General features: G+C 70.8%; 12 protein-coding genes. 6 read left to right on the top strand and 6 right to left on the bottom strand.

All coding sequences use genetic code 11. The features are described from left to right. Window positions 1–47: 47 nt before the first annotated feature. Window positions 48–749, bottom strand: a complete 702-nt coding sequence (locus PIR02_20170) for a lysophospholipid acyltransferase family protein (protein WZH39055.1) — start codon at window positions 747–749, stop codon at window positions 48–50. Between the two features lie 189 nt (window positions 750–938). Between PIR02_20170 and PIR02_20165 the strand changes: the two genes are divergently transcribed. Genes PIR02_20165 through PIR02_20155 form a run of 3 tightly spaced genes read left to right on the top strand, consistent with a single transcriptional unit; the run spans window position 939 to window position 3,850 of the window. Further along, window positions 939–1,934, top strand: a complete 996-nt coding sequence (locus PIR02_20165) for an FKBP-type peptidyl-prolyl cis-trans isomerase (GenBank protein WZH37035.1) — start codon at window positions 939–941, stop codon at window positions 1,932–1,934. A 9-nt stretch (window positions 1,935–1,943) separates the two neighbouring features. Next, window positions 1,944–3,026 carry a 1-deoxy-D-xylulose-5-phosphate reductoisomerase gene (dxr, locus tag PIR02_20160; GenBank protein ID WZH37034.1) on the top strand — a complete coding sequence of 361 codons (1,083 nt, stop codon included), beginning with the start codon at window positions 1,944–1,946 and terminating at the stop codon, window positions 3,024–3,026. A 41-nt stretch (window positions 3,027–3,067) separates the two neighbouring features. After that, entirely contained in the window at window positions 3,068–3,850 is a 783-nt protein-coding gene (locus tag PIR02_20155) for a MerR family transcriptional regulator (protein ID WZH37033.1), read from the top strand. Window positions 3,851–3,874: 24 nt separating this feature from the next. Here PIR02_20155 and PIR02_20150 read toward each other — a convergent pair whose 3' ends face one another. Next, on the bottom strand, window positions 3,875–5,533 hold the full coding sequence (locus PIR02_20150; protein ID WZH37032.1) for a UDP-N-acetylmuramoyl-L-alanyl-D-glutamate--2,6-diaminopimelate ligase: 1,659 nt from the start codon (window positions 5,531–5,533) through the stop codon (window positions 3,875–3,877). An 87-nt stretch (window positions 5,534–5,620) separates the two neighbouring features. On the opposite strand from PIR02_20150, the gene PIR02_20145 reads away from it, so the two are divergent. Further along, a complete protein-coding gene (locus PIR02_20145; GenBank protein ID WZH37031.1) occupies window positions 5,621–6,937 on the top strand; it encodes a site-2 protease family protein in 1,317 nt (438 codons plus the stop codon). Window positions 6,938–6,947: 10 nt separating this feature from the next. Here PIR02_20145 and PIR02_20140 read toward each other — a convergent pair whose 3' ends face one another. The 4 genes from PIR02_20140 to PIR02_20125 form a co-directional block, all read right to left on the bottom strand. Next, entirely contained in the window at window positions 6,948–7,856 is a 909-nt protein-coding gene (locus PIR02_20140; protein WZH37030.1) for an alpha/beta hydrolase, read from the bottom strand. Continuing rightward, the gene (locus PIR02_20135) at window positions 7,846–9,057 is read right to left on the bottom strand and encodes a glycosyltransferase (GenBank protein ID WZH37029.1); all 1,212 of its coding nucleotides are present in this window, start codon (window positions 9,055–9,057) and stop codon (window positions 7,846–7,848) included. The genes PIR02_20140 and PIR02_20135 overlap by 11 nt, the downstream gene beginning before the upstream one ends. Beyond that, a complete protein-coding gene (locus PIR02_20130; protein WZH37028.1) occupies window positions 9,054–9,941 on the bottom strand; it encodes a DMT family transporter in 888 nt (295 codons plus the stop codon). Before PIR02_20130 ends, PIR02_20135 begins: the two co-directional genes overlap by 4 nt. A 368-nt stretch (window positions 9,942–10,309) precedes the next feature. Continuing rightward, the gene (locus tag PIR02_20125; protein WZH37027.1) at window positions 10,310–12,307 is read right to left on the bottom strand and encodes a chorismate-binding protein; all 1,998 of its coding nucleotides are present in this window, start codon (window positions 12,305–12,307) and stop codon (window positions 10,310–10,312) included. A gap of 206 nt (window positions 12,308–12,513) precedes the next feature. Between PIR02_20125 and ispG the strand changes: the two genes are divergently transcribed. After that, a complete protein-coding gene (gene ispG / locus PIR02_20120; GenBank protein ID WZH37026.1) occupies window positions 12,514–13,665 on the top strand; it encodes a flavodoxin-dependent (E)-4-hydroxy-3-methylbut-2-enyl-diphosphate synthase in 1,152 nt (383 codons plus the stop codon). Between the two features lie 71 nt (window positions 13,666–13,736). Further along, a complete protein-coding gene (locus PIR02_20115; protein WZH37025.1) occupies window positions 13,737–14,921 on the top strand; it encodes a benzoate/H(+) symporter BenE family transporter in 1,185 nt (394 codons plus the stop codon). Window positions 14,922–14,926: the final 5 nt, after the last annotated feature.

The raw sequence follows: 14,926 nt of genomic DNA, 5'->3' as shown, positions 1-14,926 counted from the left end.
CTCCCGACCCTGCTCGCCGTGCGCCGCCGCGTCAAGGAGGAAAAGGATCAGAGTCGTTCGTGCGGCAGGACCTGCTTGATCCGCTCGAGCGGGGTCTGGGCCGGCGCCTCGTTGTAGGCACCCGCCAGCTCCTGCTCGCTGAGGGCGTGGATCGCGGCCATGATCTCATCGGTGGCGCCGCGCCGCGCGCGTCCGGAACTCGCGGGGCCGTGCGGAGACAGATCGAGGGGCGTGCCGAAGCGCACGGTGATGCGTTCTTTCGTCGTGGGCACCTTGGCGCCCACGGGCATGACCTTGTCGGTGCCGACGAGACCGACGGGTACGACGGGGGCCCCGGTCTGCAGCGCGAGGAAGGCGACCCCGGTTCGCCCCTTGTAGAGGCGGCCGTCGAGCGACCGCGTGCCCTCGGGGTAGAGCGCGACCGCGCGGCCGTCCTCGAGGAGCTCGCGCTGTTGGTCGAGGGCGTCGAGGGCGGCCTTGCCTGCTCCGCGCTCGACCGCGATCGCGCCGATCGCGGTGAAGAACTGTCGCGAGGCCCATTTCTCGAAGTAGGTGGACTTCGCGAGGAAGTGCACCGGACGCGGGGATGCCACGGGGATCGCGATCGAGTCGATGAACGACAGGTGGTTGCTCGCGAAGATCACCGGGCCGGTGCGAGGGACGTTGTCCCGCCCCTCGATGTGCGGGCGATAGATCGCCCGGGCGAGAGGAGTGATGAGAAAACGCCCGAGGCCGTAGGCGGCGCCCATCTGCTTCGGCGGGGCGACGGCCACGGCGCCGGACTCGTCGGAACTCACCCGTCGAGATTACTCGTCACCGCATGCCCGGCCGCGCATGCCCGGTCGCGCGCCCGTCCTCGCGCGCACGGGGACTCCCAGCCCCGACAAAGCCGGATGCGGGAGGATGGAGGCTCCCTGTCTTTCTCCGAGAGGTCCTCCGTGCGCTTCCGCCCGATCGCTTCCCTGTCCGTCGCCACCGCCGCAGTACTGCTCTTGGCGGGATGCAGCGGATCGCCCGATGCCAGCGAGAGCCCGGATGCCAGCGCGAGCCCCGACGCGGGGCAGTGCCAGAGCGCTCTCCCCGATGCCGCCGTTCCCGACGGCCTGCAGGTGTCGGGGGACTTCCAGAGCGCGGTGAGCGTGACCCTCCCGCAGGGCTACGCCCCGACCGAGCTGTCGCGGACCACTCTCATCGAGGGATCGGGTCAGCAGGTGCGAGCCGGTGACGTCCTCAAGGCGAACTACACACTGCTCGACGCGGCAACGGGGGCCGTGCAGTTGCAGTCCCTGGACTCGGCGCCGAGCGGGATGGACACGTTGGTGGAGTCGCAGCAGATCTTCGGCGCCTCGCTCGAATGCGCCACCATCGGCTCGCGCACGGTGTCGAGCTTCCCGGCCGGTGCGCTCGGGGAGGGGTCACCCGCCTTCGTGCTCGTCGCCGACGCGATCGAGGAGCTCCCCACGCGTGCCGAGGGAGCCGAGGTCGCCCCGGCCGAGGGCATGCCGGCGTTCACTTTCGAAGACAACGGCGCGCCGACCACGACGACCGATGCCGACGGCAACCAGATCCTCCCGGTGCCGACGGGCCCGGCTCCGACCGAGACCCGCGTGGAGAACCTTCGTCAGGGGACGGGTGACGTCGTGAATCCCGGCGACCAGGTCATCGTGCAGTACACCGGCGCGCTCTACGACGGGGGCAAGGTGTTCGACTCGAGCTGGAAGAACGGCTCGCCCGCACAGTTCCCGACGACCGGTGTCGTCGACGGTTTCCGTCAGGCACTCGAGGGGCAGACGGTCGGCTCGCAGGTCGTCGTCGTCATGCCGGCTTCGGCGGGCTACGGCGACCAGGAGAAGCCCGGCATCCCCGCCGGCTCGCCGCTCGTCTTCGTGGTGGACATCCTCGGCGTCCAGCACGCGACACCCGCCGCTCAGTAGGCTGACGGGATGCGCCGCGTCCTCCTCCTCGGTTCCACCGGCTCGATCGGCACGCAGGCGCTCGACGTCATTCGTGCAAACCCGGATCGGTTCGAGGTCGTCGGCCTGGCCGCCGGCTCCGACCGTGCCGGCGTCCAGGCACAGGCCGAGGCGTTCGGGGTCGAGCACGTCGCCCTCGGCGCCGTCGAAGCCGAACAGCTCGTCCGAGACATCGAGGCCGACGTCGTCGTCAACGGCATCACCGGGTCGGTCGGTCTCGGCCCCACGATCGCGGCTCTCGAGAAGGGGCGCACGCTCGCCCTCGCGAACAAGGAGTCGCTCATCGTCGGGGGCGACCTCGTGACGGCGCTCGCCGCGCCGGGGCAGATCGTGCCGGTGGATTCCGAGCACTCGGCGATCGCGCAGGCCCTGCGTTCGGGCGAGGCGCACGAGGTACGTCGGCTGGTGCTCACGGCGTCCGGAGGCCCCTTCCGCGGACGTGACCGGCACGATCTCGTCGACGTCACACCGGCAGAGGCGCTCGCCCACCCGACATGGGACATGGGTCGCGTCGTGACGACCAACTCCGCGACCCTGGTGAACAAGGGCCTCGAGGTGATCGAGGCGCACCTGCTCTTCGACGTGCCGTACGACCGGATCGACGTCGTCGTCCACCCGCAGTCGATCGTGCACTCGATGGTCGAGTTCGTCGACGGCTCCACGATCGCCCAGGCCTCCCCGCCCGACATGCGCTTGCCCATCTCCCTCGGGCTCGATTGGCCACGGCGTATCGCCGGGGTGGGAGCACCGATCGATTGGACGCGGGCGTCGCAGTGGACGTTCGAGCCCCTCGACGAGGAGGCTTTCGGCGCCGTGGCCCTCGCCAAGCAGGTCGGTCGCGCCCGGGCGACCTATCCCGCTGTGTTCAACGCCGCGAACGAGCAGGCGGTGGACGCGTTCCACGAGGGCCGGTTGAGCTTCCTCGGCATCCTGGAGGTCATCGAGGCGGTCGTCGACCGGCACGAGCCACCCGCGACGCTCACGCGCGAATCGCTCGCCGATGCCGAGGCGTGGGCCCGCCGAACGGCGGACGCCGTGATCGCGAAGCGCTGACCGCTTGCTCCTCCCCTCGGGGGAGCATCGAGGCTGAACGCATGTTGCACATCGGAGAGTTCTCAGCCCTGACGGGCCTCACTGTCAAAGCCCTTCGTCATTACGACGAGCAAGGTCTGCTCGCTCCTGCGCGCGTCGACGACGCGAGCGGACGTCGCTGCTATGCGCCACGCCAGATCCGCGAGGCCCTGATCATCCTCTCGCTGCGCGAGGCCGATGTCCCGCTGCCCGTCATCGCGCGCGTTCTCGGTTCGCCGGGTGGCGTCGACGCCCTCGAGCAGCAGCGCGAGCGCGTCCTCCGAGAGCGCCGGCGACACGACGCGGCGTTCGACGCGGTGCTGCAGACCTTCGCCGAGTCACCCGCCGAGGTCGCCATCGCTCGACGGGACGTACCGGAACAGGCGTTCATGGGATACCCGATCCACGGGGAGCCGAGTGAGCGCGATGCGGCGGACGACGACGCGTCCGACCGCTTCGCCCGCGCGGGCGTCGACGTCACCGGACCGCACTGGGTGAGCACGAGGGTCCGTGACCAGGAGACGCACGACGTCACCCTGTGCTGGCCCGTGTCGGAGACCGCCGGTCGAGACCTCGTCGCGGGTTTCGTCACGGGGGTCCTCCCCGCCCGGACCGAGATCTTCGCGGCTCGCCGAACCGACGCCGTGGGACTTCACGACCTCGGGTGGTACGCCGAGGCCCTGACGTGCCTCGTCGAAGCCCTCGCCGCCGAACGCCGTCCGCACCGCGAGGGCTTCCTGATGCGCTACGAGGTTCGTCCGGGCGAACAGGGCTTCTGGGACATCGATCTGTCGGTCGTCGTCTGAGCCCGTGCGGCCCGCGCTCCGCGATCAGGCGGGGAAGTCGACCGGTCGCTCGGGGTCGGACGACGGGGTCTCGTCGGTCGGGTAGGGCACGGGCCACTGCGGGTCGGGAACGGGCCAGCCGGCCGCGCGTAGGGCGCGACGCGAGAGCTCGCGCGCCGAGTAGGGAGTGCGGACGCCGCGGATGTCGCGGTAGTCCTGGTGGCCCGGACCAGCCCACAGGATCGCGTCGCCCTCGCCCACGAGCGCCACGGCCTCGAGGATCGCTCGCTCCGGCGGCGTGAACTCGAGGATGCGGGCGTCGGGGCGAGCGCGGCGCGCACCTTCGACGAGCACGTCGCGGATGGCATCCGGGTTCTCGTGCCGGGGGTGGTGGTCGGTGACGACGAGGATGTCGCTGCCGAGCACCGCGGTCCGCCCCATATCGTGGCGCTTGGTCGCGTCACGGTCGCCGTCGGCGCCGAAGAGCATGACCACCGTGCCGGGTGTCACGCGCCGGACGGCCGCGAGCGTCTTCTCGAACGCGTCGGGGGAGTGGCCGAAGTCGACGTACACGGCGGGCCCCTGGGATCCGGACACCAGCTGGGTGCGCCCCGGGAGCGACGCGTCGATGCGGCCGCCGTCGAGGACGTCGACGACGCGCTCCCACGCGTACCCCGTCTCGAGCAGCATCACGATCGCCAGGCCCGCGTTCGCCGCCATGTGCCGACCGATCACCGGGACGACGGTGGTCAACGAGCGCCCGTCTCGCGAGCGCAGCGTGAACTCGGTGCCCTCCTGACGCTCATCGACGATCTCGACCGTCCAGTCGGCGTCGGCATCCGCGTTCTCCGCGATCGCGGGGGTGACGATCGTGACCACGGGGATCTCGGCCCGGGCCACGATCTCGGCACCGGCGGCGGAGTCGAGGCACACGACGCCTCGGCGCGCGCGATCGGGGCGGAAGAGCGGGAGCTTGGCCTCGAAGTACTCCCGCATGTCGGCGTAGTCGTCGAGGTGGTCGTGCGTGAGGTTGGTGAAGCCGGCGACGTCGAACACCAGACCGTCGACGCGATGACGGGTGAGGGCCTGCGCGCTCACCTCGACGGCGACGGCCTCGACGCCGCGCTCGCGCATGAGGGCGAGCAACGCATGGAACTCGGAGGCCTCGGGCGTCGTCAATCGCGAGACGATGACCTCGCCCGCGATGTGGCGTTCAGCGGTCGACGACAGTCCCGTCACGACCCCGAGCTGGCCGAGGATCCCCTCGAGCAGGTGCGACACGCTCGTCTTGCCGTTCGTCCCGGTGGTGGCCAGCAGCTGCGGGAGATCGTCGCCGGGTCCCGTCCCGTACACCCACGCCGACAGGTCGCCGAGCAGTGCCCGAGGGTCGTCGACGACGACGAGGGGAAGACCCGTGGATGCCGCGATCTCGGCGCCGTCGGCATCGGTGATGACCGCGACGGCACCGCGCTCGGCGGCGGTGACCGCGAACTCCGCTCCGTGACGATTCACACCCCGGATCGCGACGAACGCCTCCCCGGCGCGCAGATCGGCGGTGGCCAGAGTGATCCCGGTGAGGACCGTGCCTTCGACTTTCCCGACGCTGCGGCCGCCGAATCGGCGGGCGAGCTCGGCGAGGTCGCGCTGGGGCGGACGCTCGGGCCGGAGCACGGGCGGGAGGTTCGGGGCGGCGTCGGTCGGCATCCTGTCCATTGTCTCATCCGCTCTTGCACAGTCTCGGCATCGGAGCCGCACGGGTGCTTCAAAGGGCGGCGGCGGTATCGTCGGCGGGTGACTGCGATCGCGTTCCTCATCGGCGTGCTCGTGCTCGTGGTGGGACTGGCCGTCTCGATCGCGCTGCACGAGATGGGCCACCTGCTCCCCGCGAAGATCTTCGGCGTGCGTGTCGGCCAGTACATGATCGGCTTCGGGCCGACGCTGTGGTCGCGCCGCATCGGCGAGACCGAGTACGGCTTCAAGGCCCTGCCGCTCGGCGGCTTCATCTCGATGGCGGGGATGTACCCGCCGGCGCCCGAGGGGGAGCAGCCGTCGACGCGGCGCTCGCGCTTCTTCTCGACCATGGTCCAGGACGCTCGGGATGCCAACGCGGAGACGCTCATCGGAGGTGACGACCGGGCGTTCTACCGACTGCCGGTCTGGAAGCGCGTCGTCATCATGCTCGGCGGTCCGGCGATGAACCTCGTCCTCGCCGTCGTGCTGTTCACGATCGCCCTGAGTGCCATCGGCATCCAACAGGGGACCACCACCGTCTCGTCGGTGTCGGAGTGCGTGATCCCGGCGAGCCAGCAGCGTCAGGAGTGCGAGCCGTCGGATCCGGTCGCGCCCGCCGCGGCCGCCGGCATCCAGCCGGGCGACAAGATGATCTCGATCGACGGCACGCCCGTGTCGACGTTCGACGAGGCGGCAGCGATCATCCAGGCCTCACCGGGGAAGCCCCTGTCGCTCGTCATCGAGCGGGGAGGCGCGGAGCAGACGATCTCCTTCACCCCGCAACCGAGCGACCGCGCCGTCGTGGACGCCCAGGGGCGCCCCGTGACGGATGCCGCGGGAGCACCCGAGTACGAGACCATCGGGTTCGCCGGGCTGCGCCCCCAGACCTCGTTCGTTCAACAACCGATCTGGACGGGCGTCGATGCGACCGGACAGTACATCGGCCAGGTGATGCAGATCATGACGCAGCTGCCCGTGCGCATCTACGACGTCGCCGTCGACACCCTGACCGGGCAGCCGCGCGACGCGGACAGCCCGATGAGCGTGGTCGGTGCGGGCCGCATGGCGGGCGAGATCGCCGCGGTCGACGCGCCCATCGTCGATCGCGTCCAGCAGATGATCCTGCTGCTGGGCGGACTGAACATCGCCCTGTTCGTCTTCAACCTCATCCCACTCCTCCCGCTCGACGGCGGACACGTCGTCGTGGCGCTGTGGGACGGACTGAAAAGACTCATCGCTCGCGCTCGCGGCCGGATCGCCAGGCCCGTGGATGCCACCCGCCTCGTGCCCGTGACGTTCGTCGTCGTGATCCTGCTGGTGGGGATGGGCAGCGTTCTGTTCCTGGCCGACATCTTCAACCCGGTGAAGCTGCTCTGACCCGGGATCGTCACGCCGGGTCGTGCTCCGCCCGGCGCTGCTGCGCGGTGAGCCACGCGTCGATCGTCTCGGCCGCGACCCCCGGTGCCTCGTAGGGGATGAGGTGCCCGTGGTCCGGCAGGATGCGCACGGTCGCATCTGCCAGGGAATCCCCGAGCGCCCGCTGGGCGGCGACAGGACTCAGCTGGTCGCGTTCCGCTCCGATGATGAGTGTCGGACACATCAGGGCGGGCCCATGGTCGACGACCGTCGCGGCGATGGCCGCACGATAGAGCTGGAGGACGCTGTCCCGGTCGGCGAACGCGCCGGCCTGACGTCGGTGCTCGTCGCGGATCCACCGTCGCAGCGTGCGGTCCCGTGTCGTCGTCATCACGGCGGCGCTCACGACGGCGCCGAGGGGGTGAGCCAGCAGGGCTCGTCCCGCTCGCTCCGGGAGGCGGCCGGCCGCCGCGTAGAAGAGCCGTGCGAGAGACGCCCCGTGGCGCGAGACGCCGTCGAGGGGGAGGCTCGCGACGGGATTGATCAGAACGGCGGTGCCCTCCTCTCCACGGCGCGCCGCGGTCGCAGCGACGACCACGCTCCCGAAAGAGTGCCCGAGCAGAGTTCCGGGGTTCCCGCACGCACGGGCCAGCTCGCGGAACCATCCGGCGACGGCCTCGACATCATGGACACCGCGGAGTCTGTCGGATGCCCCGCACCCGGGCGCGTCGGGGGCGATGACGCGAAACCCCCGGGCGGCGAGCTCTCGCGAGAGAGGGGCGAGACCGGCGTGCGTCCCGCGGAATCCGTGGAGCGCGAGCACGACGGGTCCGCAGGGATCGCCGTAGCGGAACGTCGCCGTGCGGCATCCGGCCACCTCGATGTCGACGCGCTCGGGTTCCACCGCCCCGGTCGGGGCAGGAGCGGCGTCACGCCGCATACGATGTCGGACGAGATCGGGCGATGGTGGCGCGATAGATCGCCACGATGCGTTCGGTCAGGCGACTCTGGGCGAAGGCTTCGACGGCGTCGACAGGCGGGGTCGCCGCCGTCGGCCACGCTCTCACGAAGGAGGAGAGCGCGTCGGCGAGCGCGCCGACGGAGCTGTCGGCGACGTCGTGACGCGCGGAGGGAGGGAGGTCGAGCGCGATCTTGGGGTCGCGGACGATCACCGGTGTGCCCAGGCCCACACTTTCGTAGACCGTCAGCCCCTGTGTCTCGTAATCGAGCGAGGTCTGCACGACGGCGTCGGCGTGCCGCATGGCGCGGAGCACCGTGCCGTGCGCCACGGCCCCGAAGAAGCGCACCCGCGACGCGAGTCCCCGCCGTGCGACGAGCGCTGCGCACCTCCCGCGCTCCGGACCCGAACCGTACACGTGGATCTCGGCGTCGACGTCGGCCAGCGCGAAGGCCTCGATGAGCTCGTCCAGCCGCTTCTCCTGGCTGATCCGCCCCGGCCAGACAAGGAGGGGGCGCGTGCGCGGGAGCACGCTCTCAGCGCGGAGCAGCCGCGCGACCCGATCGTCGATGCCCGTCGGGACGACCGAGATGGGCTGCGAGATGCCGTACCCGCGCAGGCGTTCAACGAAGTGCGTGCTCGGTGCGATAAGGGCGTCGGCCGAGTCGGCGAAGGCGCGGGTGTAGCCGGCGATGTCGCGGATATGGTCGGTGCGCATGTGCCGCTGCTGCGCGGCGAAGAGCAGACGGAACACCGCTCGGGGGAACGGCATGATGGCGGGCAGTCCCACCTCGACGTTGGTGTGCATGGTGTGCACCACGGGCAGCGCGTGGCGACGCGCGAACCGGTAGCCGTTCCACGCGCCCCACACGTCCGCCTGGACGTGCACCAGATCCACCGGCGGGCGGCGGGCGAATCCGGCGTCCGTCGCCCGGTCGGCGATGGGTCCGGCGAGGTTGAAGGAATGGTCGCCGACGGGTGTCGACCGCAGGAGCACGTCGCTGTCGCGCATGTATCGGCGGGTGGGAGCGCGTCGGCTGGTCGGGGCGCACACGGTGACGGTGTGACCGGCGAGCTCGAGGAACTCCCGCTGCAGTCCGAGCGACACCTGCAGTCCCCCCAGAGTGGCGGGGTTCTGGTCGCTGAAGAAGGCGATGTGCATGGTCGACTCCGGATGGTTCATGCGCTCGGATGGGAAACGGTCAGTGCGGGATCGCGGCGCGTGAGGCGCCCCAGCCCGGCCACGCCGAGACACGCGATCGCCGCGGAGACGACGAGCAGACCCGTCGCCGTCGGGGTGAGCGCGCTCTCGCCGAGCACCGTGATGCCGATGACCGCGGCGGTCAGGGGATCGATGACCGTGATGCTCGCGACGACCGCGGGTGGGGGGAAGGATCTGTGTGCTCGCTGCAGGAGGACGTTGGCCACGATCCCGCCCACGGCGACGATCGACAGGCTGCCCCAGGCGGCGGGAGACGACAGAGCGGCGGCGACGCCGTCGCGCTGCGAGAGCTCGACCATCACTTTGAAGACCGTCGTGATGCTGCCGAAGACGGTCGCCCCGGCGACGAGGGCGAGCAGTTGCACGGGGCGGGAACGACGCGCCCCGCCCAGGAGCATCGCCACGATCCCGATGGCAAGGAGTGTGCCGAGGATGGCGGTGACGGCGGTGAGATGAAGATCGGCCGACCGGGGGCTCGCAGCCGCGGGGTGTGTTCCCAGCACCGCGATGAAGCCGATGTCTCCGACCACGCAGAGCAGGATCGAGGCGACGACCCGGCGCGAGACGACCACCCGTCGGGTCAGGGCGCCGAATGCGGTCGACACCGCGAGAGCGGCGATGCTGACCGATTGCACGGCGCTCACGGGCGTGAGGGAGAGCGCGACGAAGTTCGTCGAGATCGCCGTGGCGAGCAGGGCGAAGCCCGCCCACCACACGGGTGAGCGCAGGAACAGGCTCCACCGTCCCTCGACGCGGTGGACCGCGTGCGACTGCAGCTCGCTTCCCGCGGCGAGCAGAAGGGCGCCACCGAAGGCGACGAGAAGACCGACGACGAAGCCGGGCACGTCAGCGCACCGCCCGCCGGGCGCGCACCGGGCGCGACCGCTCGGGGCGTGACCGCGACGGGAGCGTGACCGGGGAGATCGCGGCGGGGGTCGGGGCGGTGTCCCGGTGGGGTGGCATTCGTCGTCAGGCTCCTCGGCTCTCGCGCCTTTGCGGCGTCGAGGTCCGGTGGATCATGACCACGCTCACACCCCGGGCTGGGGACGGATACTCGCCGCGCACGGCGCACGTGACGAGTTCGTCACCTCGCGAACGTAGGGACGATGCGCCGCGGGCCGATGCCGGAGGTCACGAAAGGACGGGGGAGGGGGTGGGGGTTTTCACCCCAGACGTCCCCCTCCCCGCGTCGCGGGTGAGCCGAGGCCCCCCGTCAGAGCGCGTGGGCGATGAGCCGTTCGAGAGTGCGCATCCCGTCACGCGACAGGATCGACTCCAGGTGCCCCTGCACGCTCGCGAAGCCCGGGCCGCGCAGAGCGTAGACGTCACCCGTCTCGGCGTCCGCTGCGACCTCGGCGAGGATGTCGAGGTCGCCCGTGGGGGTCGTGGGCGGGGCGTCGACGTCGGACGGCGCGTCGGCGGTGACCACACCCACGGTCACGCCGCGCTCGGTCGTCCCGGGCGCGACGCGCGCGGTGAACGTGTTGTAGAAGCCGATCGAGGCCGGCTCGCCGAAGACGTCGACGCTCTTCTGCAGTCCCTGGTGGGGCTGTGCGAGCGGAGCGAGGTCGATCCCGAGGTGGCCGGCGAGGATCTGGTGACTCAGGCACACCGCCAACAGGGGGGATCGGCCGAGGAGGCGACGCGACACGACGTGATGCATGGCCCTCATCCGCGGGCTGTCGTCGCGCGGGTCGCCGGGGCCGGGACCCGAGACCACGAGGTCCACCGCGTCGAGCTCGGCATCCGTGACGTCGGACCAGTGCACGATGCGGGTGTCGAGGCCGAGGTGGCGGAGCTGGTGAGCGAGCATCGTGGTGAAGCGGTCCTCGGCATCCACCACGAGGGCACTCCTCCCCGCGAAGGGGCCCGAACCGTCGGGGTCCTGCGGGTTCATCCAGAACGGGGCGAGACGGTCATTACGGGATGCCAGCAGCTCCGTGATCGCGGGATCCTCCGCCAGCGGGCGGCGCGGGGCCGTCGGCGCGTCGGGGTCGGAGGCCGGGTCCGCGGCGACCGGCGCGGCGGGGGCGTTGTCGCGGGGGATCGCGCCGATGGCACCGAGCACGCCGGCGGCCTTGCCGTGGGTCTCGCCCACCTCGCCGTAGGGGTCGGAGTGACGCACGAGCGTCGCCCCGACGGGGACACGCAGGCGTCCGTCCACCAGGTAGGCGGTGCGGATGAGGATCGGGGCGTCCAGATCGTGGGTCGGCCCCTCGGTGGCCCCGTTCGGGGTGAACAGCGCCGCGACTCCGGAGTAGTACCCGCGCGGGGTCGTCTCGTGGCGGGCGATGACCGTGCAGGCGTTCTGCATCGGCGAGCCGGTGACGGTGGGGGCGAACATCGTCTCGCGCAGGATGTCGCGCGGGTCGAGGTCACTGCGTCCCCGCAGCATGTACTCGGTATGGGTCAGGCGCGACATCTCTTTGAGGTGCGGACCCGTGATGCGTCCGCCGTCGCTGCAGACGGCGGACATCATCTTCAGCTCCTCGTCGACGACCATGAAGAGCTCCTCGGTCTCCTTGGTCGAACGCAGGAACTCCGCGAGCGTGTCGGCGGTCGCCCCTCCCGCCGGATGACGGAACGTGCCCGAGATGGGGTTCATCGTCACGATGCCGTTCTGGGCGCTCACGTGTGCCTCGGGGCTCGCACCGACGGCGATGTGGTCGGCGGTGACCACGGCGAAGGTCCAGTAGGCGCCCTTCTCGTGCTCGAGCAGGGCACGGAACCACGTCAGCGCCGCGAGGCGCGGATCGACGTCGACGCCTGCCACGAAGTCGCGGCGGATGACGAAGTTCGCCCCCTCGCCGCGACCGATCTCCTCCGCGATCACGCGGCGGACGATGTCGGCGTACTCCTCGTCGGCGATGTCGAAGCCGGCGTCCGCCAGCGGCACCGGGGACGAGGGGAGGGATGCCATGGCCTCGGCGCGGTCGAGCACCACGCGCTCCCCGACCACCAGGCAGCGAAGGGGGGCGCCGTCGTCGTGGCAGACGAAGCCGCGCTCGCGGACCTGCCGGTAGGGCACCAGGGCGAGGACTTCGCGCGCGGTGCCGGCGGCATCCACGAGCGGGATGTCGGCGAGCAGGTCGACGTCGACGACGTCACCGGTGAGCACTTCGACCGTCGCGCCGTCGCGCGCGATGAGAGCGAAGGGTGCAGAGCCGGCGAGGAGATCGTGGATCAGGGAGGAGGGGTCGGGCCCGGTCATCGAGGTACTTCCGTCTGTGATCGAGGGTCCGGAGCGGCCGCCGGAAACACGAAGACCGCCCGGATTCCCCAGGGGGAGGGCGGTCTGTTGCATGCGCGCTCACCGCCTAGACGGTGGGCCACCAAGATGTGTGTGCACGCATGGCGCCGAACCTACCACAGAGCGCCCTCAGCCCCCGTCCGGGTGCAGCGGCGTAGGCTGTGGGCGTGCCTGCAGTGAACATCGGGATGCCCCGCGTGCCGGAGGTCCTCGCGCCTCGTCGCAAGACCCGTCAGATCAAGGTCGGCAAGGTCCTCGTCGGCGGCGACGCCCCCGTCAGCGTCCAGTCCATGACGACGACGCCGACGACCAACATCAACGCCACCCTCCAGCAGATCGCCGAGCTCACGGCATCCGGGTGCGAGATCGTGCGCGTCGCCGTCCCCTCTCAGGACGACGCCGACGTGCTGCACATCATCGCGAAGAAGAGCCAGATCCCGGTCATCGCCGACATCCACTTCCAGCCGAAGTACGTCTTCCAGGCCATCGACGCCGGATGCGGAGCGGTGCGCGTGAACCCGGGCAACATCCGCAAGTTCGACGATCAGGTCGGCGCGATCGCCAAGGCCGCCAAGGACGCGGGGGTCTCCCTCCGCATCGGTGTGAATGCCGGTTCGCTCGACCGTCGCCTGCTCGAGAAGTACGGCAAGGCCACCCCCGAAGCGCTGGTCGAGAGCGCCGTGTGGGAGGCATCCCTGTTCGAGGAGCACGACTTCCACGACTTCAAGATCTCGGTCAAGCACAACGACCCGATCGTCATGGTGAAGGCCTACCGCCTGCTCGCCGAGCGGGGCGACTGGCCGCTTCACCTCGGCGTGACCGAGGCCGGCCCCGCGTTCCAGGGCACCATCAAGAGCGCGACGGCCTTCGGCATCCTGCTCTCCGAGGGCATCGGCGACACGATCCGCGTCTCGCTCTCGGCCCCTCCGGCCGAAGAGGTCAAGGTCGGCCACCAGATCCTGCAGTCGCTGAACCTGCGCGAGCGCAAGCTCGAGATCGTGTCGTGCCCCTCGTGCGGTCGCGCGCAGGTCGACGTCTACACGCTCGCCGACGACGTCACCGAGGGCCTCAAAGACATGACGGTTCCCCTGCGCGTGGCCGTGATGGGCTGCGTCGTCAACGGACCCGGCGAGGCGCGTGACGCCGATCTGGGCGTCGCGTCCGGCAACGGCAAGGGCCAGATCTTCGTCAAGGGCGAGGTCATCAAGACCGTTCCCGAGAGCGAGATCGTGCGCACCCTCATCGAAGAGGCCAACCGCCTCGCCGACGAGATGGGTCCGGATGCCGCGACCGGGACCGCGCAGGTCATCACGGCCTGAGCGGGGACGCGCAGGCCGGAGAGCGCAGCGCGCGGGCGGCGGCGTCGTCGTCCGCTAACGTCGGGAGTCTCATGCCCGAGACTTCTCCCGCCTCCCTCACGCGTCCGCTCATCGCGGGGGTCGTCACCGCTCTCGTCGGTTTCACGAGCACCTTCGCCGTCGTGCTCACGGGCCTGCGCTCGGTGGGGGCGACGCCCGAGCAGGCGGCGAGCGGCCTCCTCGCGATCACCGTCGTCGTCGGGATCGGGTGCATCCTGCTCGCCAGCCGCTATCGGATCCCCATCACGATCGCCTGGTCGACTCCCGGCGTCGCCCTGCTCGCCGCGACCGGTTCGGTCGAGGGGGGCTGGCCCGCCGTCGTGGGCGGCTTCCTCGTGTCCGGCGCGCTCATCCTCTGCACAGCGCCCTTCCCGCCGCTCGGCGCGCTCATCGCCCGGATTCCGCCGTCGATCGCGCAGGCGATGCTGGCGGGGGTGCTGTTCCCCCTGTGCGTCCAGCCGTTCGTCGGCCTGGTCGCCGATCCGTGGGGCGTCGCTCCGGTGCTGATCGTGTGGCTCGTGGCATCCCGTCTCCTGCCTCGCTGGGCCGTACCACTCGCGTTCGTCGCGGCCATCGTCGTGGTCGCCGTGTCGCTGTCGCAGACGGGCGTGGACGTGGATGCCGCAAGCCTCGTGCCGCAGTTCGCCTTCACGGCCCCCGCCCTCACGGTGGGGTCGGTGGTGGGCATCGCGCTTCCCTTGTTCGTGGTGACGATGGCTTCGCAGAACGTGCCCGGCGTCGCCGTCATGCGCAGCCTCGGCTACACGATCCCGTGGCGTCCGGCGATGCTCGTGACCGGCGCGGGTTCGATGCTCGCCGCCACCGCCGGCGGTCACGCGGTCAACCTCGGGGCCATCAGCGCGGCGATCGCCGCGGGTCCCGACTCGCACCCCGATCCGAAGCGACGGTGGGTCGCGGGCGTCTCCGCCGGGGGGACCTACCTCGTCTTGGGGGCGCTGTCTGCCGCTTTCGCGGCGATCGTCCTTCTCGCGCCCGAGGGCGTCATCCCCGCGGTCGCGGGCGTCGCGCTGTTCGCGGCATTCGGATCGGCCGTCCAGCAGGCGATCGATGACCCGGGGGAGCGGACGCCGGCTGTCGTGACGTTCCTCGTGGCGGCATCCGGCATCGCCATCGCGGAAGTCAGTGCGGCCTTCTGGGCATTGGCGACGGGCCTTCTCGTGCGAGCGGTCCTGCACCTCGGGCGGCGTGCGGGCTGACCCGA

This window comes from Microbacterium enclense, from assembly GCA_038182865.1.
GTDB lineage: Bacteria > Actinomycetota > Actinomycetes > Actinomycetales > Microbacteriaceae > Microbacterium > Microbacterium enclense_B.
This window is presented reverse-complemented; position numbering and strand designations above follow the sequence as displayed.

Bases quoted from the DNA above. Each gene is read 5' to 3' on its own strand.
- PIR02_20170 (WZH39055.1), bottom strand. From the start codon at position 749: ATGGGCGCCGCCTACGGCCTCGGGCGTTTTCTCATCACTCCTCTCGCC.
- dxr (WZH37034.1), top strand. From the start codon at position 1,944: ATGCGCCGCGTCCTCCTCCTCGGTTCCACCGGCTCGATCGGCACGCAG.
- PIR02_20155 (WZH37033.1), top strand. From the start codon at position 3,068: ATGTTGCACATCGGAGAGTTCTCAGCCCTGACGGGCCTCACTGTCAAA.
- PIR02_20150 (WZH37032.1), bottom strand. From the start codon at position 5,533: ATGCCGACCGACGCCGCCCCGAACCTCCCGCCCGTGCTCCGGCCCGAG.
- PIR02_20140 (WZH37030.1), bottom strand. From the start codon at position 7,856: ATGCGGCGTGACGCCGCTCCTGCCCCGACCGGGGCGGTGGAACCCGAG.
- PIR02_20135 (WZH37029.1), bottom strand. From the start codon at position 9,057: ATGAACCATCCGGAGTCGACCATGCACATCGCCTTCTTCAGCGACCAG.
- PIR02_20125 (WZH37027.1), bottom strand. From the start codon at position 12,307: ATGACCGGGCCCGACCCCTCCTCCCTGATCCACGATCTCCTCGCCGGC.
- PIR02_20115 (WZH37025.1), top strand. From the start codon at position 13,737: ATGCCCGAGACTTCTCCCGCCTCCCTCACGCGTCCGCTCATCGCGGGG.